Below are 23,345 nucleotides of genomic sequence, written 5' to 3'. Positions count from 1 at the left end.
GGGAACTATCATTTTGATAGATCCGCAACACGGGTTCCGTGGCATATCAAGATGATTGATCCGGGCGGAGCTGCGTCGCGGGGTCGTACTCCGGCTGCTCCCGTACCTTGGGCAACGGAGCATCGGAGAGATATCCCGCCGCTTTCGCATCGCGGATATACCGAGCGACGGTGGGAATGCTCTTGTGCATTTTGTCCGCGACGTATTTCCGTACGGGCTTTCCGTGCTGTTTTGCCGTGATGACGTGCGCCGCCACTTCTTCGAGAAGTTCCTCGGAGAGCTTGTTGTAATGCCGGAAGGCATCGGCATTCTCCGGCTGCGCATAAACGTCCGGCGTATCACCGGGGGTGCCCCACAGTCCGCCGCCGGAACTCAGCCATTGCATGGCCGCGTAGGCGAGGCGGCGCGGTGAGACGGATGCGAGCGCGTCGTGATCGAGCGTCGGCCCGTCTCCGAGTACGCGCAGCTCTGCCAGCACGGGGCCGTCGTCGGTCGGCACCGCCCGCACTACATACCGGTGCGGGTGACCGTGGAGTTCTACGACGACGGGGCTGTTCAGCGCGGGAAGGCTCTTGTCTCTCACCGGGTCGCCCTCCCCTCGTCCGGGCTCGGGTAGCCGAACCGCCTTCACGGTGCCGCGTTCCCCGCCATTTGGTATCAGGGTGTGATCCATGAAATTGATACTACAAGCCATAGCTCTCGTATCACAATCTCCGGCATTCTGAGACCGGAAGGCACCACGAGATACCTACGGAGAGCACGAAATGACTGCTGCTGCACACAAGTTGCCGGAACTTCTCACCGAACGCGAGGTCGCCGAATTGGTCGGCACCAGTCCCGGCACGCTGCGGCAGGACCGGTCGGCAGACCGGGGCCTGCCCTACGTCCGGATCGGCCGCCGCATCCGCTACCGGGCCGACGACATCGAGGCGTACTTGGACGCGCACACCGTCCGGCCGGGGGCGTGATCATGGCCCGGCACTCCTCGATCGAGGAAAAGCTCACGGCCAATATCCAGGTCGATCCGGAAACGGGATGCTGGCTGTGGCAACTGAGCACGGACCCCAGCGGATACGGCCAAATCTCCTTCGGGGGCAGGATTCTGCGAGCTCACCGGGCCGCATATGAGACCTGGGTCGGCCCCATTCCGGACGGCCTGGTCATCGACCATGTTCACGAGCGAGGGTGTCGTCACCGGCACTGCGTGAATCCGGCCCACCTGGAGCCTGTGACCCGGACCGAGAACGCGCGGCGCGGCATGAGCCCGGCTCAGATCACGTGGCGCACCGGTGCGTGCCAGCGCGGGCACCGGATCGAGGGAGAGAACGCCCGGCCGACCTCGGCCGGCCACTTCCAGTGCCGGGCCTGCTACGACGCGGCGCGGGAACGAAGGCGCACGGAATATCAAGCCCGGCCCACCGCGCCGCCTCTGGTGCCGCCGCCCGTCGCTACCCCGGACCCACGTACCGAGTACGCCGACTACATCGAGCGGGTAGTGGCGGAGGCCCCGCCGCTCACCTCCGAGCAGGTCGCGCGTATCACCACGCTGCTGAACTCCGCTGCCGCCTGAATCTGCCCACAACGCACGTAACCCGTTGCATGGCAACGGGTCTGGACAAATGAATCGGCCCCCCGGTGATCGATACCGGGGGGCCGGAAAGGGAGAGGCAATCCCATGAACTCTGAGCCCGATCTTACCGATCCATTCGCCATCGCTGGCAGTAATACCGGTTCCAGCTCCGCGAAGCCTCCGACCATCTATGTGCACGGAGAGCACGTACAGGAGCTGTGCGACCATGCCGGGCTGGATGGTGGACTGGAAGGCATCCTCGGTGCCGATGGTCTGGGCGTGCTGCGCGCGGATTACGAGTCCGTGGGCTGGGCGGACACCCTGGAAGAGGACACGCCGCTCTACGACCTTCCGTGGGTCCCTCTTGCGGCCCTGAACAAGGCTCTGCCGGACTTCTCCACCACCCCGGAGGCGGAGGCCGCCTGGTGTGCGGAGAACGGCCATGACGACCCGAACACGTACCGGGCGAAGGTAGCGGAGCTGGAAGCGGCCAAGGCCGTGCACCGTTCGTCAACTCCACCGGTGGGCATGATCCTTCCCCGGGAGTTCTGGGAGCGGCGCGGATTCCTGCGGCATATCCGGCAGGCCGCGCACGCGCGGGACGAATCACCGCACGGTGTCCTGCTGTCGGTGCTGGCGCTGCTCAGCGCACATATGGAGCCGTCCGTGACGTTGAACACCGGAATCAAGAGCCCGCTGCCGCTGAACATGTTCGTGGGCCTCGTCGCTACCTCCGGGTCGGGCAAGTCCTCGGACTACAAGGCCGCGAAGCGGCTCCTGCATGTCACCCTGTCCGTAGATCCGCATGACGCTGCCGAGGTGCCGCGCATGCTCGGCATGGGCTCCGGCCCCGGGATCGCGCAGGCGTACATGGGAGTTCCGGCGGGGGCGGCGAAGGGTGCACGGCAGGAGCAGGTCCGGAACAAGCTGTTCCTGCACAAGGACGAGGGCGGCGAGATGCTGGCCCAGATGGTCTATTCCGGGTCCTCGCTGGCCCCGGCTCTGCGTTCGGCCTGGTCCGGTGAGCTGGAGGGGCAGGCGAACGCGGGCAAGGAGGCGTTCCGCAACGTCAAGGACTGCGTGCTCGGGGTGGCGGTCGGCTTCCAGCGCGAGGTTCTGTCCCGTCTTCTGTCGGACGCCGAGGTCGAGGCCGGTACGCCTCAGCGATTCCTGTTCGGCTCGGTGACGGACCCGTACGCGCCGGATATCGATGACGTGCCGGATGACCCCGGCGTCCTGAAGGTCGGCCCGCTGCCCACGGGCGGGATGGAGCTGTGCCCGGAGCTGCGCCGCGCCGTCCGGGTAGCCGCTATCGCGCGGCGGCGCGGACTGCTGGAGGTCGGCCGATATGAAGGTCAGAAACCGGCGATGGTCGCCCGCACCGCCGCCCTACTCGTCATTCTGGATTGCCTCACTCCGGACTCGGACCGGGAGTGGAACGGGCTCGTGCTGCCGGACGACTGGGACCTTGCCGAAGCACTGTTCGCGGCCTCCGTAGCCGTACAGGAGGACGCGGCGGAATGGGCGCGGGAGCAGAAGGCCGAAGAGGAGGAGCGGAAGGCGCACACGTCGCAGCTCCGGGCTGTTGCTACCGCCGCCGCTGTGGCGAAGGCCGATGACACCTTGCAACGCATCGGGGATCGCATTCTCTCGCGTCTGCCGAAGAACAAGGCTCCGGTGCAGTGGTCCAAGAAGTCCGGAGTGGACGGACTTCACCGCAAAGCCTTCAAGGGGGCGGAGCGAGGACTGGCACAGCAGGCACTCGAAAACCTGATCACCGCCGGACAGGTCGTTTCCGACCCGGGGCGTACGCGGATCGGCCTCGCATGATTTCAGGACTGCACAGCCCGAAAGCTTTCCCCAGTTCCCCCACTGACCTGCGGGGGAACTGGGGGAACTGGGGGAACAGTTCCCCCGACCCCCTGCATGCGCTCTATAGGGACATGAAAGAAATCTATCTATTTATGCAGGTAGAGCGATTACACGCCTTCCGTGTGTTGTCCGAATTCTCAGAATCACACGCGGGCAGAGTTCCCCCGGTTCCCCGTTCCCCACCCACGGGCTGCGTGCCTTGTGCTGCGGGACGGGCGGACGGCTGCGCACTCACCCAGACCCCTCAACCAACTCACAGTGGCATGTCACATACGACTGATCGGAGCTGCGCAATGACCCTCACCGGGACCACGGCCGTACGTGCCCGGCTGGCAGCGGAGAGTGATGCTCTGCTGTCCGGCCCGAGTCTGATCGAGGAGGAGCTGCGGAACCGGCTGAGCGCGCTGGCGGCGCAGCTTCACCGGCCCCGGGCGGCGGCGCCCGTCCCCGGCTCTGTGCCTGCCGTCCAGCCCGTACGCGACCCGTTCGCCGCTACGCCCCGGATCGCAGTCTTCGTCCGGGATTCCCTGGCTGTGGAGTACGCCGTGCGGACCGCTGAGACACAGGCGCTGAGCCGGGTGATCCGGGGACTCACGAGCGACCCCACGGAGGCCCGGTGGTCGTCCCGCGATCAGTGCTGGCGGATCGCCTCCTACCTCTCCGGCCGGTTGGCGGAGCGGCTGCGCACGGACGGCTGGGTAGTCGCCGGTGATCGCACATGGTGAGCGAGCACCGGCCTCCGGGGCAGCGCCGTATCCGGATTCCCGGGACCCCGGAGGAACGCACGCGGGCCGTCGCGAAAGAGCGCGGGCTCTGGCCGCTGCTGAGCCCCGGGACCCCGTCGGAGAGCGACCCGGAGACCGAGCACCCCACCCCGTAACGCGAGTGGCCCCGGGCGCTGCGAATCGCCCGGGGCCGGAACCCACACCAGAAAAGGAACCCTGACCATGATGCCCTCTACCTACGCCCCGCCGGTCACCGAGCCGATCGACTTCGGAATCTGCTGGCTGCCGTCCTACTGCCCCGACTGCTTGCTGTACGGCTGCGGGTACAGGGAGGCGGCGACCTCCGAGTCCGCCATCACCTGGCGGCCGGGCGCGAAGCAGGTGATCTGCGACTACGAATGCCCGCGCTGCGGCCACACGTGGACCGACCGCTGGCCGTCTACCTGCGCTTTCCCGGCCGAAATTTCCTAGCCGAGACGTCAATCACATCTGTCAACCAATTGCACGAAGGGACACAACATGTTCACGAACGTCGATGAGCGCGGAGTGCCGACCACCGACCGGGCCGGATTCCCGATCCGCCGCCGCGCGGTGGATATCCGGCCCCACGACCATTCCGCGGATTCCCTCAAGACCCAGCGCGACCGCCGCCGCCGGGGCCTGAGCGTCGTCTATGACGAACGGCTCAGCCTGAGCGCGGAAGTGGCAGCGGCCCTCTCCGGAATCCCCGCGCAGATCACCGCCGACCCGAGCCCGGCGCGCTGGGCCGGGCGCGTACGGGAGGCCGGGCACGCCATTGCTGAGATTCTGGCCGCCGTCGCGCGGGAAGTCCGCCGCTCCGCACCGGATGTACCGGAGTCCGGCCCCGATTCGGTCCTGAGCGGCGCGTGGGCCGTGGCACTGGTAGATGCTGCCCGGACGCTGGATGAGGCGCTGAGCGGCGAGCTGGCACGGCCGAACCGAGTGGTGGCCGGTGACCCCATCGGCGTGTGGCTGGTGGACCGGCTGCGGGATATCGACCGGGAGGCGCGGGCCCTGCGTAATGCGCTGAAGGCTGCGCACACCACCGACCGGCCGGAACCGCCGAGCGATGAGGGCCGCGCGTTCGAGGCGCTGCGGGACCGGCACTCCGCCGAGCTGGCGGAGCTGCGGGAGCGGCACCGCGCGGAACTCGCAGCGTTCGCCGATGCACGGCAGGCCCGGAAGATCGGCGGCAACACGATGGAGGTTTCCCGATGAATCCGACCCGACGCCCCGGCCGTCCGGCGCAGAGCGCTGCCGAGATCGGGGCCGCACTTCAGCGGTTCCAGCAGAACCTCGGAAGGGGCAAGAGCACCATGTCCATGACCGCCGCTGCCGGACCGGTGAAGCCTCCCGCCGCCCCGCGCTCCGTGAAGCCTGCTGGCCCTCGCAGGCTGTCCGATCTGAGTGATGCCCAGTACGCACGGGTGGCGAACTGTGTGCATGAGGCAGGGCACGCGGTCATGGCGGTGCTGGCCGGTGCCCGGATCACCGAGTGCCTGGCATCGGCCGACGAGGGCCGCGTGGCCTTCACCGACGCCGAGCCGCAGCACCATGTCGGTATCGGCTGGGCCGGACCGTATGCCGAACTGCTGTTCGTGCACAGTGGCGAGCCGCCGCAGGACGCGGTCACGGCCACGCTGGCGGACCTGAGCACGGAGGACAAGGCCCTGATGGGCGGCCGGAGGCCGAGGGAGATCGAGAGCGCTGTCCGGTTCGCTATGCCTGCGATCCGGCGGCTGGCCGCGCACCTGTACCGCAACGGCTCCGCGCGGAACCTGGATATCCACCTGGCTCTCGGAGTCCGGCCCGGCGTCGATCTCGACTTGGTGCGCTGGGCTCACCGGCAGCGGATCGACCCGGCCACGATTCGGCCGGCAATCGGCGGACGGGCCTGCGGCGTGAGGTCCGCGCAGCCGGAGGACGAGGAGGTCTGACCATGGCCAAACCGGATATCGCGCAGCCGGAGGAGCGGACCCGGCAGACCGAAGCGCTGAGGCTGCGTCTCGCCGGGCTTGCGTATGACCAGATCGCGGAGCGTCTGGGGTACTCCGACAGGAGCGGCGCATTCCGGGCGGTGCAAGCCGTCCTCGACCGGCAAGAGTCCCATGCGGCGGAGGAGTTGCGGAAGATCGAGGATGCGCGGCTCGATCTGCTGTGGCTGAAGGCGTTCCCCGGCGTGATGGCCGGAGACGTGAAGTCCATTGAGGTCGCCGCCCGGCTGCACGACCGCAGGGCCCGTCTGCACGGCCTGTCCGCCCCGCAACGGGTTCAGGTCCAGGCCGAGGGCGTGACTCAGCTGGAGCTCACCACGCGCGTGCAGGCGGATATGCGCGAACTCGGCCTAGACCGGGCGTTCGCCGCACCGCCGCAGCCGGACGACCCGGCCGAACCGTGGGCGAACACCTGAAGCCGCAGAACACCCCGGCCCATCATCATCGGGCCGGGGTGTTCTGCTGTTGACCAGGGCCGATCCAAAACCTCAACCATCGTCTAACAACCGGTAAGGTTCACTTACCGGAGGCTAGGAATCCGTGCTTTAGGCCGCCGGATGCCGGGGCCGGTACGGCTGCGCCTGGACCTCCGGCCGGGCGGTATATCCCTGCCCTTGCGCTGCCCGGCGTGCGGCTTCTCCGGAGGCTAGACCTGTGGTTGAGGGTTGGCCGTTTTCGGCCCCCGGGGTCAGCCCCGGGCGATGAGGTGCAGGGAGAGCGTCGAGGGGATAGCCGGAGTGCCTAGGGTGGACGCTCCGATATTGCGGGCAGCCCCGGGCAGCGCGATAACGGAGATGCTGGACCCGGCCTCAAGGGGCAGTTCCCCCACGGCGATCGAGGACGGCCACACGATGCCGGAACTCTCCACATACCGGCCCGCGATCACGGTGACGCCATCGACCCGGATGCCGATGGTGGCGGCGATACTGCCTACTTCCCAGTGCACGGTGGAGGAGAGCTGGTAGACCCCGGAGATCGGCACCGTGATGGCTTCCACGACCTGAGTCCCGCTGCCGCCGGAGGTCCATTGCCCGATCTCGGACAGGCTGCCGTCCCACTGCACCAGTGCGCCCCCGGCCGGGATGGCTTGCAGTGCAGTGCGGGTCATCGTCACCTGCGCCACGTCGGTAGTGATGGCATCCGGGTCTGCGGTATCACTCGGCGCGGGCGGCTCGGCCAAGATCAGGCTTCCGCCGTTCACATTGCTCGCGATCAGTGCTCCGGTGTCCGGATGGGTAGAGATGGTCCATGCACCCACCCGCATGGAGGTCGGGTGCTCCGCCGAGTTCAGCCGCTTCTCGGTGTTCCGCGCCCACTCCGCGTTGTTCTTGGGCGGCTTCACTTTGGCTGTTCCCGTCATGGGCACAGCCTGGCGACCGACCCTGAACAGCCCGGCGTCCTTTCCGGGTATGGGGGTCGAAATCGCCGCCCCCGTTCCGCCGGACCACGACGCGGTAGCGCTTTCTCTCCGCGCTCAATTCTCGGATTCGATTCCGATCGCGGCCGGGTAACAGCAGAACGCCCCGGCCCTGATCATCAGGGCCGGGGCGCTTGGAGGGCGGTGGGTCAGCGGGTCAGGTCGATCACGCAGGTATCCGCGAGCTGGACCAGCTCGTCATTCGGGAGGATATCCAGCACGGCGGACACCTTCGGGAAGATCGAGCCGTGCCGCGCGCCGCCGGTGGAGGCGTATACCGCTCCGTCGCGGATTACCCATACATCGGACCGGTTCACCATCCGGCCGGAGGCCTCGACGGTCGTCGCGCCGAAGAAGGTCACGCCGCTGCCCTCCACCACGGTTCCGTTGGTCAGGCTGTGCCCGGCCTCGGTGAGCCCGTCCGCGACCAGGGCCACCACGGCATCACTCGCCGGAGCGCACCGGGGATCGGAGTACGTCCCGGGCACCGGGGCGGCGGTGACCGGCGGCGCCTTCGCCTCGAGCGGTGCCTCCGGGGCGGCGGATACCTCCGTGGCCGGTGCGGGCGGCTGCTCGGCCGCATCGGTCGGGCTGACCAGCGCGCCGAATCCGGCGCAGAGCAGGAGGGCGGCGAGCAGTACGCCGAGCACGATCAGGATGTTGCGGTTGGTCCGCCTGCGCCGGGCCAGCTTCGCGGCCTGCTTGTCGTTCATGGCGTGTGTCTCCTCTGTTGTCTGGTTAATCTCTGGTGGCGGAGACACGGCCGGATAGCTCCCGGCCGTGCCTCCGCTCTGTTTCCTGCACGGGCTGCACTACCTCCCTGGCGCGCGGCGTGCCGTGATGGGCCGCTCCGCGATGAGCCAGTTCCCGGCCGTGGTCCGGCGGGGTACGTCCGGCGCTCGCCGCGCCGCGCTGCCGGTCCCGTGGTACGGCATGACGGCGGACCACGCCAGGACCGCGACAGGGAGCGCAGCAGCGGTGGCCAGTGCGGCAATCAGGCTCAGCACGATCCGGCCTCCGCGACGGCACCGGCAATCGACCAGCGGGCGAAGGACAGGCGCGGGTGCACCGTCTCCACGTCGGCAATCTCCATGACCCGGCTCAGCTCCAGTGGCCCGAGGTGATCCGGCGCGGGCATCAGCACCGTGTCTGCCCCGAGGCTGTGGAGCTGCGCGGACACCGGCAGCACGGAGATTTCATCCGGCCACACCAGCCGGTACCCGAGCCGGTCGGCCAGCTGCTGTACCGCCGCCTTGTCCCGGTCCGGTGCGGCGCTCACGTCTGCGTTGATCCAGCCCAGCGCGGCGGGGCGCGTGTCCAGCGGATGGACTCCGCCCATGTCTTTGTCGGTCATCGGTGAAACTCCTGTCTCGATCGCATATCGAACACGTATGAGTATTCACCGGCGGATACGAATACGCACGGAATCCGTTACATATCAGGCGACGCACGTATAGATGCGTAGACCTCAAGCGACCGAATGGGCACAGTCAGATGCACCATGTCTGATCCCCTGCGCGTCATCGTCGGGCGCAACGTGCGCCGCATCCGGGTAGCGCGCGGCTTCAGCCAGGAGCGATTCGCCGATGAGGTTTTACGGGTCAATCGGACATATGCGAGCCGAATGGAGCGCGGCCTGACGAACCTCTCGCTTGACGCCCTGGAGCGGCTGGCGGAGACGTTGGACGTCGACCCGCGCACACTGCTGAGCGAGGGCATGACGGTCACGGTGACCGTCGCGGACGGCCGATAACCTTCACCGAATTCGGCCGGCAATCGCCCGGACCTACGGAGTCGGATCGATCTGCACGGCCATTACTGCGCATTCGTAGGCCACGGTGATGATGCGCTCCGAGAGCGCGTAGACGCTGTTGTTGAACTCCGGGGTACCGCTGCTGCCTACCGTCACCACGTGCTCGAACGGCGGATACCGCCAGACGAACAGCTGACCGGTGGCAATGAGGGTGTCCCCGAGCGCGTCCGCGTAGCCGCCGCCGAACACCCAGGTGTTCTGAAGGTTCGTGCGCATCAGCGCGCCGCTACCGGTCGCCTTCAGGTCGCCCGCTGCCGCTGCCCAGCGCCGTGCCGCGTGGATGTACCCGGTGTATCCCTGCTCGCCCAAGAACTCCTCGAGCACGCCGACAGCGGTCGCCAGATCGGGCACCACGGTGGGCGCTCCGGCGTCGGTCAACAGCCGGGCGGCGAAGGCGGATTCGACGAGCAAGGGCTCATGGAGGCGGCGGGTATGCGCGGCCCGGTCCATGACTTCCTGCTCCGTCTGATCCGGAGAGCACTCGGACGCGGCGTAGACCACCATCGGGTTGAACACCAGCGGTTCGCCGCGCTCCCCGGCAGCCTTCACCGCCGGATCGTCGTCACACAGGTCGGCGCTGTACGTCCCGGCCCCGGTGTCGCAGTTGTACGGCTCTACGCGCACGCCGCCCAGTAGCCGCGCGGGTTCGTTCAGGTCGAACACGGTGGCTGCGGCGTACAGCCCGTGCCCGGCGGGTGCGAGCGGCGGTGCCTCGAATCTCACGGCGGGCAACGGGTTCGTCATGGTGATGGCCTCCTGGTCTCTTGCCTGGAGGGTATGAGCGGATACCGCAGCCGCCGGAGGACGAGAACGGGCGCGGCCCCCGAGACAGAAGGAGAGGGATGGTAGGCCGCGCCCTGCACCGGACGGTACGGCCGGGCTGCGCAGAGACCCCGGGCACGCAAACGGCCTCCGGTCCGTGAAGGACTGGAGGCCGTTCGGGCTATCCGGCAGCGCTACCGATACATATCTGAACTCGGAGCAATCCTGAGTCTAGGCGGCGGGGGTGCGATGGCGGACGAACGAAGGCCCGGAACCCATCGTGGCGTCCCGGGCCTTCGCCCCTGTGTTCGATTTCGGAGAGCCGAGCCCTGCGGGCCGGTAGCGCTGTAGCTACAGAGACCTGCGTACTACCAGTTCAGCGCCATATTCGCTGACTACAACGTGACTACAAACTAGCCTCACACTGGCTAACACCGGCTCACACCTGTTCACATATTCGCCCTGGTAGAGAGGGTTTTGACACCGGGTCCGCAGCTCCCGAATCCAGGTGGACCGCTCTCCTAAAGCGGGTGTCGCAGGTTCGAATCCTGCCGAGGGCACAAACCTGCGACAGCGTTTCCGCAGGTCAACAGGATTTTCCGATCCTCAGCAGGCTTGTGAATAAACACCAACGAATTCGGCGAACTCCTCGACGCACGCACGCCCCCACCCCTGACCCGGGCCCGGCCCGGAAGTCACCTACCGGCCGGGGTCGGCGATATCGCGGTGGGCGGGGAAGCAGCACCGTGGCGGCCGCCGCCACCATCGCCACCGCGATCACGGGAACGCCCGGTTGTAGCCCTCCAGACCACCTGGGGCCCACCGTGATCAGCACCGCCAACCCCAGCGCCGCGCCGATCTGCTTGGTGGTGGTCATCAACCCCGCCGCCGGCAGCCTCGGGCTGCTCGAGCACGGCACCGGCCACCAACGGCAGGTCCAGAGAGAAGCTGACTGTTCAACCCACCTCCGGCACCGCCGGTATAGCCATTCGAGCACCGGATAAACGTCCCCCGGTCGGCGTCCACTTCCCGCGCGCCCGGCCACACGCCCGCTCCCGAAGCAGCATTCGGACGGGCTGCCGCGTGGGGCGAACTCGTGTAGCAGGGGTCTCCCGGATGTGTTCCCGGATCAGTGGTTCCGTGCACGCCCTGGCCGTCGCGCAGGTCGAGTGACCTCCCAGTACGAGCCGTCCAGGAAACGCAGAACATGGGCAACCGGGGAGTTCACCGCCGCTCCGGAAAAAGCCCGTTCATTGTTCCGAATGGTCCGCGACGGGGCGGACGGCGGCGCGCATCTGCGCTTCGGCGCGGGCCGCAGTTGTGGCGGGATCGATCACCAGCAATCGTAAGCACCGATCGTGCAGGCCGAATACGTACATCACCGTGGCCGGTTGGTCCGGCAGAGGTCCGGTGACCTCGATCCCGTCGGGCGCATCGATGCCCCGCTGGGACAGGCTCAGTGCATTCCAGTCGAAGGCGATCCGTGTGGTGACCCCCAGTCGTGTGGTGAGGGCGCTGATCAGATCGTGCAGTTCGGTGGTGAGGTTGTCGGTTCTGGGCCACCATGCACCGTCGACGCCTTCGGGACGTTGCGCGGGCGCGCCGAGCAGTAGACGCGGTGTGCGGGTGGGTGTGGCGAACGGTTGTCCGCCGCCTGTCGTGGCCTGGAATCGACCGGAACCTGTGGTCTGCGGGTCATATTTCATACCGACCTCCTCGGAGTCACCTGAGTGAAGGTGCTGCCCGCCGGGACCAGGACTCGGCCACCTTCGTCGTCCCAGCGGAGCAACGCGTCCGCGTTCTGCGTGTGCTCGAGCATCTGCCGACCGGTGTCCGCCACCAGTTCGCGGGCGGTGAGTTCGTTGCCGGGCCGGGACGCGGCGGACAGCAGCGCCTGCGCGGTCGCGGGCCCGGTGAGCGGGGGTATCACCAGCAGCACGAGGCGGGTCCGGTCCACACCGAGGACACAGACGGTATGCGCGGGTAGATGCCGATAGCCGGCCAGACGAACCGAACGTCCGCTGAGCGTCGTCCGCTTCGGCGCGGGTTGCCAATCGTCGGTGTTGTACATGATGCGATCGACCGGGCGAACTCGCCCGCGCTGTAGCGCCTCGACATCGAGAGCGGCCAGTTCGGCGACCAGATCGTCGGTGTGCGGCCACCAGGCACCGTGCACTGTCCCGCGTCGCGGTGTCGGTCGCCGCCGCGATGCCGGCTGCGGGCCGGTGCAGAGGGAGAAGCGGGTAGAGCGATCCAGACGGATCTGCTCGTGTTGCAGCGTCATCGCGACGCTCCTGACCGGGACCGAGGGGCCCCTGCTCATTGAAGGGTGGGTGAAGCTCCGAGGAAGATCACGCGAAGTGCCCGGCCTCGGATGAGATCTCGGTACGACGGGTGGCCGACGGGCCTCGGTGGCCGGGCTTCCGCGCCGCGCGGAGCGCCCCGGCTATCGAGTGCCTGCTCGACCGAAGATCTGGCTCAAACCGCGGCGGCGGTGTGCGGGCTGAGGACCGGAGTACGGTGCGGCGGCGTAACCGGGCCCCTCACCAGCGATATCGGTGGTACCGGTGTGGGTGTAGTAGGTGGGGGCTCCCCGCTCCGCGCCGATCGGTGGGCGCGCCTGGCCGGCAGAGTTGTCGCGACGCGCTGCTTCGAGTTCGCGGCGGGCGGCACGTCCACGGCGGGCGCTACGGCGAGCCCCGGCCAGCAGCAATGCCAGCCCGGCGATTCCGACACCGCCGACCACGATGCCATAGAGGAACAGCACCCCGGTGGAGCCGGTGACGTGGTAGCCGAACACCGCGAAGTTGTCGGTCAGTGTGTGCGCAGAGCCGCTGTTGGCGAACACTCCCGCGACACCGACGAGTACAGCGGCGACAAGGATGAGGAGTCCGATGATGACGATCATGGCGATCCCTCGGATCTGTTGGGTACTTCCAGTAGACTCCGCTCCGACCCTGGTGTCAACAGTGTAGGTCTACGGTGCGCAGCCGACCCCACCGCCCGTATGGGGTCCTGTGGACAGAACGCGGCTCACGCCGTCGTCCGCCGGCCGGCGCGACGCGGCGGGCCCGGCCGATCTCGACAGCGCCGGACACTGCCGCATACCGGCGCCGACGCCCGGAAGTCGGGCCGCCGCAGGGTCCGGCCAGCTCACGGGCCACTTTGCGGCGCAGCTTTCCGCCGCGCCCTCAGCCATCCCTCGATTTCGGGCCCTGCCCCGCTTCCGGAATCCCTAAGCGGCCGCCCCGCGCTCGTGGCGGCGACCGGAGTGATGAGCCGAAGGGTCAGCGTAGCGCCGTCCCCGACGATATCGAGAGTGCGCGCCTGCCGGCGCCGGTAGCCGTCGAGTCGAACACACCGGCCGCCGCTTTCCAGTTCACCTGGTGCGGTGGACCACTCGTCGATGTGATAGAGCACGCGCCGGACCGGCCCGAATCCGGGCTGCAGCGCCGCGAACAGACCCGCGAGTTCGGCGACGAGGTCGCGGCTGTGCGGCCACCAGACACCATCGGCTCTCTCGTCGGCGGCACCCAACTCCAGCCGTACGCGGCGGGTCGACCACTCCTGCCGACGAGCGTCGAACGCGTTCGGTTGTGACGTCATGATCGACACTCCTGTCGCGGCCGTGCTGCGGCCTGTCATGGTGATTCGGTTCGGGACCGGCGCGCGTCCGAGGCGTCTGATCGACAGGCGAGGGATTGCCGGTCCGCGCATCGGTTACGACGGCTCTGGCGCCAACCGCCGAGCTTGCTGCTGAGTAGAGAGCAGCGCGAGTGTCGCCTCGGCGCCCTGGTTTTCGTTGCGTCCCGTGCGCTCCAGCCCGTCGGAGCAGCCGTTGCTCTCCGGATCGAGCAACGAGATACCGATATCGTTCGCGCCACGAAACCACGCCTCACACAGCATGACGGCGGCCTTCCAGCGTTGGTCGCCCGTGGCGTCGTAGGCCCGGGCGCAGGCATCGGCCAGGCACGCGACCTCGACGGGCTGCTGATCGAAGCCGGGCCGGGGCTCCCTGGTCGCCCAGCCGTCGACCGGAGTCACGGAGAGGTGATCGCCGGCCGTCTCGGTCTCGAGCAACCAGCGCAACATCGCCAATCCATCCGCCTGTATACGTTCTCTGCCGGGTACCGAGCCGACCGCGAGCAACGCCTCTGCCAGTACGGCGTTGGCGTACTCCAGCCGCGGCTCGGGCCACCGCCAGTCGAACCTGCGAGTCGGCGCACCGATCAACATCGCCGTATCGTCCAAATAGTCACGGGCACAGTGGTTCACCGGATCAACACGCAAAACCTCGGCCGCACCCAATGCGCCGAACGCCATCGCACGAGCAGACGCGGGCCGCTGCCGGGCAGCGGCCGTGAAACGCGCCAGCGCGGTCCGCGCCAGATCGGGCCGGTTCGCGACGACCGTTCCCAGGGCCCACAATGCGCGGCCCCAGTGGTCGTCAAGGCTCGGTTCGTCCTGCCAGTGCCGGTCCGATCCGCGCCGATTGTGACAACGCCCGTCCGGAGTGAGCGCATCGACTACGAAGTCGAAGTACACCTTGGTGAGGTCGAGCAACTGTTGGGTGGGTTCGGTTTCGCGAACGGCGACGACGAGACCGCGGGCGACATCGTCGACACAGTAGCCGTATTCGACGAGGGGCTCGATGAGCCTCGCGTGCTCGAAGACCCCGCATTCGTCACTGAGCCGGAACAGATGGGCGTAGGAAACGGTGATCGTATTCATGCGTACTTCCTCACCCCGTCGCGCGATGAACACCACGGGCCACCGCAGGTTTCCGGGTAGGTACCGGGAGGTCCACCTGTTCGAAGCTGCGCCTTTCCGCCTTTCTTCGTCTGCCGGGCCTCGACTGCGCCGCCAACGCGCGCAGTGCCGAGCGCAGGCCACGTCGGCCGGTCGCACCGAGTTCGCTGCTGCCGGATCGGCCGTCCCCCCGGGCGTCGTGACCGTGGAACTTCTTCTCCGAGGCCGTTTCGGGCGCATCGTCGCTCGTTGCGGTCAGGAAGCTGTCCGGCAAAGCGAGTTTGAGGATGGTGCGCAGGGTGAGTAGATATTGGCGCAGCAGGGGGCCGGTGGTGTACGGGAGGTCGTACTCATCGCACAGCGCCCGCACCCGGTGACTCATCTCGGCGTAGCGATTGCTGGGCAGGTCCGGGAAGAGATGGTGTTCGATCTGATAGCAGAGGTTTCCGCTCAGGAACGCGAGCATCGGCCCGGCGTCGAAGTTGGCGGTACCCAGCATCTGTCGCAGATACCACTCCGCCTTCGACTCCGCCTCGACCACGGCGGGATCGAATTTCTCCGCACCGTCGGGAAAGTGGCCGCAGAAGATCACGACATACGCCCACAGATTGCGCGCGGTGTTGGCTGCCGCGTTCGCAGCGAGGGTCCGCCGCCACCGCCGCCCGCTCAGCGCCGGGAACAGCACATAATCCTTGCCGACCTGTCTGCCGATCTTCTTCACGAACGCCCTGGTCTCCGCAGCCTTTCCCCTGGGGGTGGCGACGCGATCACGTTCGGAATACAGGTCGTGCAGAGCGATACCCCATTCGAACACCGCCGCCAGCAGAAGATTCTGGAACGGCTGCAACAGTAACCGGGGCCGCCACGGCTGGTCTCGGGTCACCCGCATCACACCGAAACCGATATCGTCGTCCATACCCAGCACGTTCGTGTACACGTGGTGGCGGAAGTTGTGGGCGTAGCGCCATTGCGAGGACAACCCCGCCATATCCCATTCCCAGGTGCCGGAATGAATTTCGGGATCGTTCATCCAATCCCATTGGCCGTGGCAGATATTGTGGCCGAGTTCCATGTTCTCGATGATCTTGGCCACCGCCAGTCCGGCGGTTCCCAGCGCCCAGCACACTGCGCCCCGGCCGAGGGCGATGACCACACGAGAGGTCCCGTCCAGCCCGCGCTGTAGGGCGATGGTGCGGCGGATATAGGCCGCGTCCCGCGCGCCTCGTTGCGCCACGATGTCCCGTCGGATCGCGTCGAGCTCGAGGCCGAGCGCTTCGACATCAGCGGGGCGGAGGTGCGCGTAGACAGCGACTTCGGTGATTGCCATTGTTCATCCCCTCGAATCGCCGGGAGTTGCGCCGTGGCCGAGCCGACGCCGGGCGCCTGCACCCATTGCCCGCGCGCAAGAAGCGGGTCAGCGCTCGCACATGTTCGCCTTCGCTGCCCGAACTCGGTGGGTGATCTTGCTTGTCGTGGCCATCGAAATGGTCCCGTCTCCGGATGCGTATCGGGCCGCGGCCGTCCGGATCGTCCGACCGGTCGACGCATGAACCCGGCTATGTCCACAGACTAGTCTGGAAATACATCGTCTGTCTACGATGTAGAATTACGTTGTTATCAACAGAAGGTGGACAGGCGGCGTGTGCGATGAACGAGACGAGAGCCGGGCCGTCCGACGGGCGGGACCGGCCGAACGATCATACGGAGAATCGCGGTGCACATCCGCTGACCCGCCCGGCCATCCTGGCCGCCGCACTCGACATCATCGACCGTGACAGCATCGACCGGTTGTCGATGCGACGCCTGAGCAACCGCCTCGGCCACCACCCGACCGCGCTCTACCGGCACGCCGCCAACAAGGCCGCACTCCTCGACGGCGTCACCGAGTTCGTGCTCGAGCAACTGACTGTCGACTCCACCGACCCCGACTGGCGCCACCAGCTCCGCCTGGTCGCCCGGGATTTCCGCAGACTCGCGGTGGCGCATCCGCGGGTGGTGCCGCTGCTGGTGACCCGGCCGCTGGCGACCCCCCTGGGGCAGCGGCCGCCGACGGTGGTGCGGCCGCTGGAGGACATGCTCGCGCTGCTCACCCGAGCCGATTGCAGCGGAAGCGACGCCCTGCACATCTATCGGGCGCTGTTCGGGTTCCTCTACGGGCACATCCTGAACGAAGTACAGGAGATCGTCGACCGGCCCGAGGAAACCACGGACCTGCTACGACTCGGCCTGCACCATTTACCGATCGGCGAGTTCCCACTCCTGCGCGGACTCGCATCACAGTTGACCGCCTACGACGGTGTCACCGAACTGGAACGCGGCCTGGACGCCCTGCTGGCCGGCCTCGCCACCACCATCCGCCCGGCTACACCACGCCAGAAGTACCCGGGGTGACCCGTCGTCACCCGGCCGCGGGCGCATCGCCCGGACCCGGCAGGACTGCGTCACCCGGCCGCAGTGCCGCGGGATGCGGCCCGGGCATCGTCGCCGCGAGGCCGGCCAGCAGGATGTCCAGCCCACGTTCGAGTTCCACCGCGCCGTCATAGGCCGCGAGCACCGGCGCCAAACCCCGGACGAGCGGGAATTCACCGATCGGCAGCCGATACAAACCCAGCCGAAGCAGGTCATCGGTCTCCTCCGGGCGCTCCACGATCTCCTGCAACTCGTTGAGGACGTGCCCGTAGAGGAACCCGAACAGCGCGCGATAGATGTGCAACGCGTCGACCACGGTGTACCCGGCTCGGGTGAGCAGCGCGAGCATGTCCTCCAGCGGCCGCACCACCGCCGGCGGGCGCTGCCCCAGGGGGGTCGCCAGCGGCCGGGTCACCAGCAGCGGCACCACCCGCGGATGCGCCAACGCCACTCGCCGGAACTCCCGGGCAACGCGGCGCACTTCGGCGACCCAATCGGAGGCCGTGGCATCGACCGACAATTCGGCGAACACCACCTCCGCGACACCGTCGAGCACCGCCGCCTTGTTCGGCACATGCCGGTAGATCACCATCGGATCACGACCCACCGCCTCGGCCAGGCGCCGCATCGACAACCCGTCGATCCCGTCGCGGTCGACGATCACGAGCGCCGCATCAAGTACAGCCGCCCGGGTCACCGGACTGTCCCGGCGGCCGGCACCGGCTTTCCTGCGGCTGCCCGAGGGGTCGGCAATCACGAAGGCGCTCCATTCTCCGGGTTGATATCCGAAATGTAGATCTACAACGTAGGCACAGGATGGGCGCCGCGTCCAGCGCCGGTAACCGCCGACCGTCGGCGCCGAGCCCCGGCATCAGCTGCGTGGCGGTGACAAGTTCGGCGAGCAGGTACCCGAATACAGGGTCCACGCAAATCCCGCCGCGAGATGGCGAAACCCATTCCCCGGCACCGGGGGACGAGGAACGGTCCGTGACGGCCCGAGTGCGATCGGCGCGTATCCGATCCGGCCGGTGCCGTGCGCGGTGATGCTCATGAGCCAACACCTTCGCGCTCGGTGACGAGTTTTCGGCACGATCATGTGAAGGCGCCGGGAGTGCCGATGCCGTCGCCGTCGTAAACGGGGCGGGAGCCCCGTCGGACAGCCCTGAACGGGTCGTATAGCCCTGAGTCGACAGCCGCCTCGCCTTGTGAAAAATCATTGCCATCAGCCATTGTAGGCCTACATAGTTGACGCCGGGTTCTGCGCAGGGTTTACTTGGATTGATATCGACTCGAGGACTATCGGCCCGCCATCTTCTACACGGCTGATACAGGAGCCGATATCCGCTGGGGTACCGGCGGCATGGTCAGTGATCTCATACCGCGCGCATCGGCGAGACCCGCACTGTTTCGAGCGGTTTCCTCCGTTCGCCGCACTCGCCCGGCCGAGCGCCGGCGTGACGCGAACCGGCGGAGCATCCGGACCGGCCCGCTCCGGTTCAGTTCGACGTCGGGTTCGGTTCGAGGTAGTCCCCCGCAAGGGGTCGCACCGCAAGTCCCGCGTCTGGCGGGCATGACAGGAGAACGCAGTGATACGCGACAAGGCCGATACCGTTCGAGGCGGCACATCCAGCGTTGTGACAGGTGCTGAGCCGGCCGTAGTGCGCTGGCCCGAGCCCAGCCCACTGGCCGGCTGGTGGGACGAAATCATGCGCCACGACCACCCGATCGCCGCCGATTGATTCGACGGTCCATAGCCTTTTCTGTTCGCGTTGCCTGCACTGGCCCACCGTCGCCGAGGCGCCCCATGATTACAGCCTTCCGTGACAACCTGATCGATACATGCCCTGACCAGCCGGTGTCGTCACATCCGGTAGGTGCCCACTATGACCAGGCGTTTCCCACTTGCCCATGTTTTGCGAATCCCGCCGAGGGCACAACCTGCTACCGCGTTTCCGCAGGTCAACTAGATTTCCCGATCCGCGAACGGCTGTGAACCGTCGACAGAAACGAATATGTGCAGGTCAAACGGTGGCGGTCTGCGCATACAGGGCCTGGCTTCCCTGCCTGCCCCCAAGGCCGACAGAAGCTGGTGGACAGCGCGCCGGGACATGTCGCGCACGTGCACCGACTTGTGTTCGACCCGCTGACAGCCGTGTAACGCCGCCACCTCGGTGCGACACTTTCCAATATCGCTCACAGCGTGCCCGAGGGACCGTCAGGTAAGCGCACCGCCCGTCGCCGCACGGCGGGAGCGATACGGCCATGCGGTTGCGGCAGCAAAGGGCAGCGGCGCTGCCGACCGCCCTTAGCGACGGTCTGTTCGGCTGAGGCCGGATGCGTTGTCGGGCAAACAATCCGCGCTCGTCGAGGAAACCCTCGAGTGCCGGCTCGCCTCGCTCTGCCCGGGCTGGAACCTTCCGGAAGCGTACTGTCGAGGGAACGAGACCGCCGAGGTCTCGCAAACAAAGGATGCCCAGTTGTCCGATAAATCTCCGCGTAGCACGATGTCCAAAAAGCAGGGGAAATCGCTCAAGGAGAAACGAGCGGAGAAGAAGGCCAAGTCAGCCGCGACCGAATCCGGTGTCGAAGCCCTGGAGAACAGGGGCAAGAAGCGCAAATAGACATACCCCTCTCCGTCGTCGGAGCTCAGCCCTCCCGGCTCGGCTCCGACGCGGGAAGATCGATGTCGTGCCGGGTCGACGAACGAATCCTTCCCGGGGTCGTCACGGCCCGGATCAAGCCCACGGGTACGCGCCGGCGACAATGGAGGAGGCAGCGGTACCGGGGGGCGTTGTCCACTCGCCACGAAGACGTGGACGCCCGAGCGAGAAGTCGTGGCGCAGAAATCGCCTCGATTGCCGGAGTGGTCAGTGCTTCGATCTCGGTCGCGTCGACGCGAATTGTTCTCACGGTTTCGGCCAGCGCTCATGTGCGGACTGCCGGGTAGTGTGCGCGGCGCGGCGGCATCGCTCCAGGAAGCTCCGTCTGCACGGGTCTGGCACACAGCTTCGATGCGCTGGTGTTCGGCTTCGACGATTTCGTCGGTGATTACCTCGATCTGCTGGAGCGCTTGGAACGGGCATGCCGGCCTTGCCTGACAGGATCTCCGAATGTGCCCGAGTCCTCGGCTGATCCGGGACCATTGTTGAAAAAATAGTGCCTGAATTTCGTGACAGCTTATCGGCTGCCAGGAAATCCTGGCAGCCTTCCGGGAGTGGATCTCTCCACAATCACGCCACCGACCTTGATCGCCGCCTCGACGACAATGCAGCGGGCTGCGTGCTGTCGTTGTTGTTCTGGTGCGTGCCGGCGGAGGTGCGGGCGTGCTGCGCGAGACCTGGACCGGACACCACCCGAGTACAAGACGATTGCCGCGGGTGTGCTAGAACTGGTTCCTATCAAAGGGGCCTCCGCTGCACCAGCTCAGTCTCGGCGTCATCGCGCGTTCACGAAAAGAGAACGAACAGCGGTTGCCGATCCACCCACACCACCTCGACCGGATCGACGCGGATCTCCGGAAATCCATCTACCTCGAACACGGCTACGGTGAACCCTTCGGCGTGCCCGACGAACAATTGGCGGGCACGATTGCAGGGATGCGCACACGCGAGCAGCTCATCGCCGAGTGCGAGGTCATCCTGCTGGCCAAGCCGCTGCGGGACGACGTCGCCGAACTGCGGACCGGCCAGGTGCTGTGGGGCTGGCCCCACTGTGTGCAGGACGCCGAGCTCACCCAACTTGCCATCGACCGTCGACTGACCGTGATCGCGTTCGAGGCGATGAACCACTGGCGACGCGACGGCTCGTTCGGACTGCACGTCTTCCACAAGAACAACGAGCTGGCCGGCTACTGCTCGGTGCTGCACGCCTTGCAGTTGACCGGGTCGACCGGGGACTACGGCCGCCGACTGCGAGCGGCGGTGATCGGGTTCGGGGCAACCGCGCGCGGCGCGGTGACCGCGCTGAACGCCCACGGGATCCACGACGTCAGGGTTCTCACCGCCCGTGGCCTCAGCACCGTCGGTTCGCCGATCCATTCGGCCACCATGGTGCATTTCGACCACGACGCGAACAACCCGGGCGACCCGCGTCGCAGCTACGCACACACCGAACCCGGCCGGGTGCCGTTGGCCGGGTTCCTCGCCGAGCACGACATCGTCGTCAATTGCGTGCTACAGGACACCGACGCGCCGCTGACCTTCCTCATCGAAGACGACCTCGCCGCTTTTGCTCCGGGTAGCCTCATCGTCGACGTCTCCTGCGACGAAGCCATGGGCTTCAGCTGGGCGCAGCCCACGACCTTCACCCGGCCGACCTTCCCGGTCGGCGACGGGATCACCTACTACGCTGTCGATCACAGCCCGTCCTACCTGTGGAACTCGGCGACCTGGGAGATCAGCGAAGCGCTGCTGCCGCACCTGCGGTCGGTCCTTTCCGAACACTCCACCTGGGACGATCACGAAACCGTCCGACGCGCGATCGAGATCCGCAACGGCACGATCCAGAACCCCGCGATCCTGTCTTTACAACAGCGCCTACCGCAATACCCGCACCACCGCCGCTGAACACCGGAGACCGGGCCGACGCTGAACTCGCGGTGTTCCCCATAACGCTGGACAATTGCGGCTGGGCCCGCTGCCGGCCTTCAACCGTCCGCAGAACCATTGCCTCTATTCGAGATAATCCCGAAGCAACTGTGCGCGCGACGGGTGACGTAGCTTAGACATCGTTTTCGCCTCGATCTGCCGGATCCGCTCACGGGTGACGCCGTAGACCTTCCCGATGTCGTCGAGCGTTCGAGGCTGCCCATCACCCAGGCCGTAACGCAGGCGCACGACACCGGCTTCGCGCTCGCTGAGCGTGTCGAGTACCGACCGCAACTGCTCCTGCAGCAGGGTGAACGCTACCTTCTCGACGGCTACGACAGCCTCGGAGTCTTCGATGAAATCGCCGAACTGGGTCGTGCCCTCGTCACCGAACGTCTGGTCCAACGAGATCGGCTCCCGTGCGATTTGCCGAACCTCGAGAACCTTCTCGGGGGCGATACCCAATTCTGCCGCAAGCTCTCGGTCTGTTGCCTCGCGGCCCAGCTGCTGAAGCAGTTCGCGCTCCACACGGCCGAGCTTGTTGATGATCTCCACCACGTGCACGGGGATTCGTATGGTGCGTGCCTGGTCGGCCATAGCGCGAGAAATCGCCTGGCGAATCCACCATGTGGCATAAGTCGAGAACTTGAAACCTCTGCTGTAGTCGAACTTTTCGACCGCCCGCACCAGACCCAGATTGCCCTCCTGGATCAGGTCGAGGAAGGCCGTGCCCCGCCCGGTGTACCGTTTTGCGATCGACACCACCAGCCGCAGGTTTGCCTCGAGCAGATGATCTTTGGCCGCGATGCCGTCCTGTACGATCCAGGTCAGATCTCGGTGACGCGCGAAGGTGACACCCGCGGGCCCCTCGCATTCGGCCTGCAGTTTCTGCACCGCATACAGGCCGACTTCGATCCGGACCGCGAGATCGACCTCCTCGGCCGCGGAGAGTAGCGGAACTCGCCCGATCTGCTTCAGATACGCCCGTGTCGAGTCCCCACCGGCGGCGAACTCGGCTTCCTTGCGCGCCCGACGCAGCGCCGGAGACTCGTCCTCGTCCCAGATGTCGTCCGCAATGTCATCTTGCTCCGCCGAGGTGCCGGTGGAATCTCGGCCATTTGTTTTGCCTGCTGTAGTTGCCACATTCGCCTCTCCGAGTGATTCGGGCGACATCGCGATTCGAGAAAACAGGACCGCGGAGAGGCCTCGAGGGGCTCGGCAATCACCGGGACCAATGACCAGCGTACTGGTCGACACACGAAGTGAGGCGACTACCGGCACCAGCCCATACCTTCCAGTCCGGTGGCAATCCGCCATTGGGTCGACGTGTCGAGTCTCGGCGGCGTAGGCGCAGGCTGCGTTGGAGCCGCGCCGGATGAGCAGTGCCATGGACAGCGTGCGGCGGCTCGTTCGGCAGCGACCGGTTT

General features: G+C 66.8%; 24 protein-coding genes, 1 tRNA gene and 1 pseudogene. 13 read left to right on the top strand and 13 right to left on the bottom strand.

Annotated elements, in window-relative coordinates; translation table 11 throughout:
• Nucleotides 1-46: 46 nt before the first annotated feature.
• Entirely contained in the window at nt 47-673 is a 627-nt protein-coding gene (locus tag ON38_RS29815; protein ID WP_157181997.1) for a hypothetical protein, read from the bottom strand.
• A 91-nt stretch (nt 674-764) separates the two neighbouring features.
• Here ON38_RS29815 and ON38_RS29810 point away from each other — a divergent pair, with 91 nt between their 5' ends.
• The 8 genes from ON38_RS29810 (at nt 765) to ON38_RS29775 (ending at nt 6,598) form a co-directional block, all read left to right on the top strand.
• Nucleotides 765-968, top strand: a complete 204-nt coding sequence (locus ON38_RS29810; RefSeq protein WP_039828406.1) for a helix-turn-helix transcriptional regulator — start codon at nt 765-767, stop codon at nt 966-968.
• Nucleotides 969-970: 2 nt separating this feature from the next.
• Nucleotides 971-1,570, top strand: a complete 600-nt coding sequence (locus ON38_RS34495; protein ID WP_051165465.1) for an HNH endonuclease signature motif containing protein — start codon at nt 971-973, stop codon at nt 1,568-1,570.
• Between the two features lie 105 nt (nt 1,571-1,675).
• Complete coding sequence (locus tag ON38_RS29800; protein ID WP_039828405.1) at nt 1,676-3,400, top strand: hypothetical protein; 1,725 nt, start codon at nt 1,676-1,678, stop codon at nt 3,398-3,400.
• Between the two features lie 335 nt (nt 3,401-3,735).
• On the top strand, nt 3,736-4,167 hold the full coding sequence (locus ON38_RS29795; RefSeq protein WP_039828404.1) for a hypothetical protein: 432 nt from the start codon (nt 3,736-3,738) through the stop codon (nt 4,165-4,167).
• Nucleotides 4,168-4,389: 222 nt separating this feature from the next.
• Entirely contained in the window at nt 4,390-4,638 is a 249-nt protein-coding gene (locus ON38_RS29790; protein WP_039828403.1) for a hypothetical protein, read from the top strand.
• A gap of 48 nt (nt 4,639-4,686) precedes the next feature.
• Nucleotides 4,687-5,406 (top strand): hypothetical protein, encoded by a 720-nt coding sequence (locus ON38_RS29785; RefSeq protein WP_039828402.1) that lies wholly within the window; start codon nt 4,687-4,689, stop codon nt 5,404-5,406.
• Nucleotides 5,403-6,125, top strand: a complete 723-nt coding sequence (locus ON38_RS29780) for a zinc metalloprotease (RefSeq protein ID WP_157181995.1) — start codon at nt 5,403-5,405, stop codon at nt 6,123-6,125. The genes ON38_RS29785 and ON38_RS29780 overlap by 4 nt, the downstream gene beginning before the upstream one ends.
• 2 nt (nt 6,126-6,127) lie before the next feature.
• Complete coding sequence (locus ON38_RS29775) at nt 6,128-6,598, top strand: hypothetical protein (protein WP_051165464.1); 471 nt, start codon at nt 6,128-6,130, stop codon at nt 6,596-6,598.
• 272 nt (nt 6,599-6,870) lie between these two features.
• On the opposite strand, the gene ON38_RS29770 is transcribed toward ON38_RS29775, so the two are convergent.
• From ON38_RS29770 to ON38_RS29750, 3 genes are all read right to left on the bottom strand, one after another.
• Entirely contained in the window at nt 6,871-7,542 is a 672-nt protein-coding gene (locus tag ON38_RS29770) for a hypothetical protein (protein WP_157181994.1), read from the bottom strand.
• A gap of 206 nt (nt 7,543-7,748) precedes the next feature.
• Complete coding sequence (locus ON38_RS37770) at nt 7,749-8,312, bottom strand: hypothetical protein (protein ID WP_245564398.1); 564 nt, start codon at nt 8,310-8,312, stop codon at nt 7,749-7,751.
• Nucleotides 8,313-8,599: 287 nt separating this feature from the next.
• Nucleotides 8,600-8,953, bottom strand: coding sequence for a hypothetical protein (locus ON38_RS29750; RefSeq protein ID WP_051165463.1), 354 nt, complete (start codon nt 8,951-8,953; stop codon nt 8,600-8,602).
• A gap of 147 nt (nt 8,954-9,100) precedes the next feature.
• On the opposite strand from ON38_RS29750, the gene ON38_RS29745 reads away from it, so the two are divergent.
• The gene (locus tag ON38_RS29745) at nt 9,101-9,352 is read left to right on the top strand and encodes a helix-turn-helix domain-containing protein (RefSeq protein ID WP_051165462.1); all 252 of its coding nucleotides are present in this window, start codon (nt 9,101-9,103) and stop codon (nt 9,350-9,352) included.
• A gap of 33 nt (nt 9,353-9,385) precedes the next feature.
• Here ON38_RS29745 and ON38_RS29740 read toward each other — a convergent pair whose 3' ends face one another.
• Complete coding sequence (locus ON38_RS29740) at nt 9,386-10,156, bottom strand: hypothetical protein (RefSeq protein WP_039828397.1); 771 nt, start codon at nt 10,154-10,156, stop codon at nt 9,386-9,388.
• 512 nt (nt 10,157-10,668) lie between these two features.
• Here ON38_RS29740 and ON38_RS29735 point away from each other — a divergent pair.
• Nucleotides 10,669-10,734, top strand: a tRNA-Ser gene (locus ON38_RS29735).
• 690 nt (nt 10,735-11,424) lie between these two features.
• Here ON38_RS29735 and ON38_RS29725 read toward each other — a convergent pair.
• The 6 genes from ON38_RS29725 to ON38_RS29700 form a co-directional block, all read right to left on the bottom strand.
• Nucleotides 11,425-11,880, bottom strand: a complete 456-nt coding sequence (locus ON38_RS29725; protein ID WP_039828395.1) for a DUF5994 family protein — start codon at nt 11,878-11,880, stop codon at nt 11,425-11,427.
• Complete coding sequence (locus tag ON38_RS29720; protein ID WP_157181993.1) at nt 11,877-12,458, bottom strand: DUF5994 family protein; 582 nt, start codon at nt 12,456-12,458, stop codon at nt 11,877-11,879. Before ON38_RS29720 ends, ON38_RS29725 begins: the two co-directional genes overlap by 4 nt.
• 162 nt (nt 12,459-12,620) lie before the next feature.
• Entirely contained in the window at nt 12,621-13,082 is a 462-nt protein-coding gene (locus ON38_RS36900; protein ID WP_174372472.1) for a hypothetical protein, read from the bottom strand.
• A gap of 245 nt (nt 13,083-13,327) precedes the next feature.
• On the bottom strand, nt 13,328-13,780 hold the full coding sequence (locus ON38_RS34490; protein ID WP_051165459.1) for a DUF5994 family protein: 453 nt from the start codon (nt 13,778-13,780) through the stop codon (nt 13,328-13,330).
• 114 nt (nt 13,781-13,894) lie between these two features.
• Nucleotides 13,895-14,905, bottom strand: a complete 1,011-nt coding sequence (locus ON38_RS29705) for a hypothetical protein (RefSeq protein WP_039828421.1) — start codon at nt 14,903-14,905, stop codon at nt 13,895-13,897.
• A 10-nt stretch (nt 14,906-14,915) separates the two neighbouring features.
• Nucleotides 14,916-16,250, bottom strand: a complete 1,335-nt coding sequence (locus tag ON38_RS29700; protein WP_039828394.1) for a fatty acid desaturase family protein — start codon at nt 16,248-16,250, stop codon at nt 14,916-14,918.
• A 320-nt stretch (nt 16,251-16,570) separates the two neighbouring features.
• Here ON38_RS29700 and ON38_RS29695 point away from each other — a divergent pair, with 320 nt between their 5' ends.
• Nucleotides 16,571-17,314, top strand: coding sequence for a TetR/AcrR family transcriptional regulator (locus ON38_RS29695; RefSeq protein ID WP_039828393.1), 744 nt, complete (start codon nt 16,571-16,573; stop codon nt 17,312-17,314).
• A 7-nt stretch (nt 17,315-17,321) separates the two neighbouring features.
• Here the strand turns inward: ON38_RS29695 and ON38_RS29690 are convergent, their stop codons facing one another.
• Nucleotides 17,322-18,029 carry a TetR/AcrR family transcriptional regulator C-terminal domain-containing protein gene (locus tag ON38_RS29690; RefSeq protein ID WP_373281262.1) on the bottom strand — a complete coding sequence of 236 codons (708 nt, stop codon included), beginning with the start codon at nt 18,027-18,029 and terminating at the stop codon, nt 17,322-17,324.
• 889 nt (nt 18,030-18,918) lie between these two features.
• Here ON38_RS29690 and ON38_RS36720 point away from each other — a divergent pair.
• Complete coding sequence (locus ON38_RS36720; protein WP_169333313.1) at nt 18,919-19,071, top strand: hypothetical protein; 153 nt, start codon at nt 18,919-18,921, stop codon at nt 19,069-19,071.
• A gap of 1,674 nt (nt 19,072-20,745) precedes the next feature.
• Nucleotides 20,746-21,897 (top strand): N(5)-(carboxyethyl)ornithine synthase, encoded by a 1,152-nt coding sequence (locus tag ON38_RS29685; protein ID WP_039828392.1) that lies wholly within the window; start codon nt 20,746-20,748, stop codon nt 21,895-21,897.
• Nucleotides 21,898-22,002: 105 nt separating this feature from the next.
• Here the strand turns inward: ON38_RS29685 and rpoD are convergent.
• A pseudogene (rpoD, locus tag ON38_RS29680) lies at nt 22,003-22,989 on the bottom strand (RNA polymerase sigma factor RpoD); the annotation flags it as partial.
• Nucleotides 22,990-23,345: the final 356 nt, after the last annotated feature.

The organism is Nocardia testacea NBRC 100365 (genome assembly GCF_000308775.1).
In the GTDB taxonomy this organism is placed as follows: Bacteria; Actinomycetota; Actinomycetes; order Mycobacteriales; family Mycobacteriaceae; genus Nocardia; species Nocardia testacea.
Note: the sequence above shows the minus strand (reverse complement) of the source record. Positions and strands in the feature narration are given on the sequence as shown.

Coding starts and splice junctions, on each gene's coding strand:
- ON38_RS29815 (WP_157181997.1), bottom strand. CDS start 673: ATGGATCACACCCTGATACCAAATGGCGGGGAACGCGGCACCGTGAAG.
- ON38_RS29810 (WP_039828406.1), top strand. CDS start 765: ATGACTGCTGCTGCACACAAGTTGCCGGAACTTCTCACCGAACGCGAG.
- ON38_RS34495 (WP_051165465.1), top strand. CDS start 971: ATGGCCCGGCACTCCTCGATCGAGGAAAAGCTCACGGCCAATATCCAG.
- ON38_RS29800 (WP_039828405.1), top strand. CDS start 1,676: ATGAACTCTGAGCCCGATCTTACCGATCCATTCGCCATCGCTGGCAGT.
- ON38_RS29795 (WP_039828404.1), top strand. CDS start 3,736: ATGACCCTCACCGGGACCACGGCCGTACGTGCCCGGCTGGCAGCGGAG.
- ON38_RS29790 (WP_039828403.1), top strand. CDS start 4,390: ATGATGCCCTCTACCTACGCCCCGCCGGTCACCGAGCCGATCGACTTC.
- ON38_RS29785 (WP_039828402.1), top strand. CDS start 4,687: ATGTTCACGAACGTCGATGAGCGCGGAGTGCCGACCACCGACCGGGCC.
- ON38_RS29780 (WP_157181995.1), top strand. CDS start 5,403: ATGAATCCGACCCGACGCCCCGGCCGTCCGGCGCAGAGCGCTGCCGAG.
- ON38_RS29775 (WP_051165464.1), top strand. CDS start 6,128: ATGGCCAAACCGGATATCGCGCAGCCGGAGGAGCGGACCCGGCAGACC.
- ON38_RS29770 (WP_157181994.1), bottom strand. CDS start 7,542: ATGACGGGAACAGCCAAAGTGAAGCCGCCCAAGAACAACGCGGAGTGG.
- ON38_RS37770 (WP_245564398.1), bottom strand. CDS start 8,312: ATGAACGACAAGCAGGCCGCGAAGCTGGCCCGGCGCAGGCGGACCAAC.
- ON38_RS29750 (WP_051165463.1), bottom strand. CDS start 8,953: ATGACCGACAAAGACATGGGCGGAGTCCATCCGCTGGACACGCGCCCC.
- ON38_RS29745 (WP_051165462.1), top strand. CDS start 9,101: ATGTCTGATCCCCTGCGCGTCATCGTCGGGCGCAACGTGCGCCGCATC.
- ON38_RS29740 (WP_039828397.1), bottom strand. CDS start 10,156: ATGACGAACCCGTTGCCCGCCGTGAGATTCGAGGCACCGCCGCTCGCA.
- ON38_RS29725 (WP_039828395.1), bottom strand. CDS start 11,880: ATGAAATATGACCCGCAGACCACAGGTTCCGGTCGATTCCAGGCCACG.
- ON38_RS29720 (WP_157181993.1), bottom strand. CDS start 12,458: ATGACGCTGCAACACGAGCAGATCCGTCTGGATCGCTCTACCCGCTTC.
- ON38_RS36900 (WP_174372472.1), bottom strand. CDS start 13,082: ATGATCGTCATCATCGGACTCCTCATCCTTGTCGCCGCTGTACTCGTC.
- ON38_RS34490 (WP_051165459.1), bottom strand. CDS start 13,780: ATGACGTCACAACCGAACGCGTTCGACGCTCGTCGGCAGGAGTGGTCG.
- ON38_RS29705 (WP_039828421.1), bottom strand. CDS start 14,905: ATGAATACGATCACCGTTTCCTACGCCCATCTGTTCCGGCTCAGTGAC.
- ON38_RS29700 (WP_039828394.1), bottom strand. CDS start 16,250: ATGGCAATCACCGAAGTCGCTGTCTACGCGCACCTCCGCCCCGCTGAT.
- ON38_RS29695 (WP_039828393.1), top strand. CDS start 16,571: ATGAACGAGACGAGAGCCGGGCCGTCCGACGGGCGGGACCGGCCGAAC.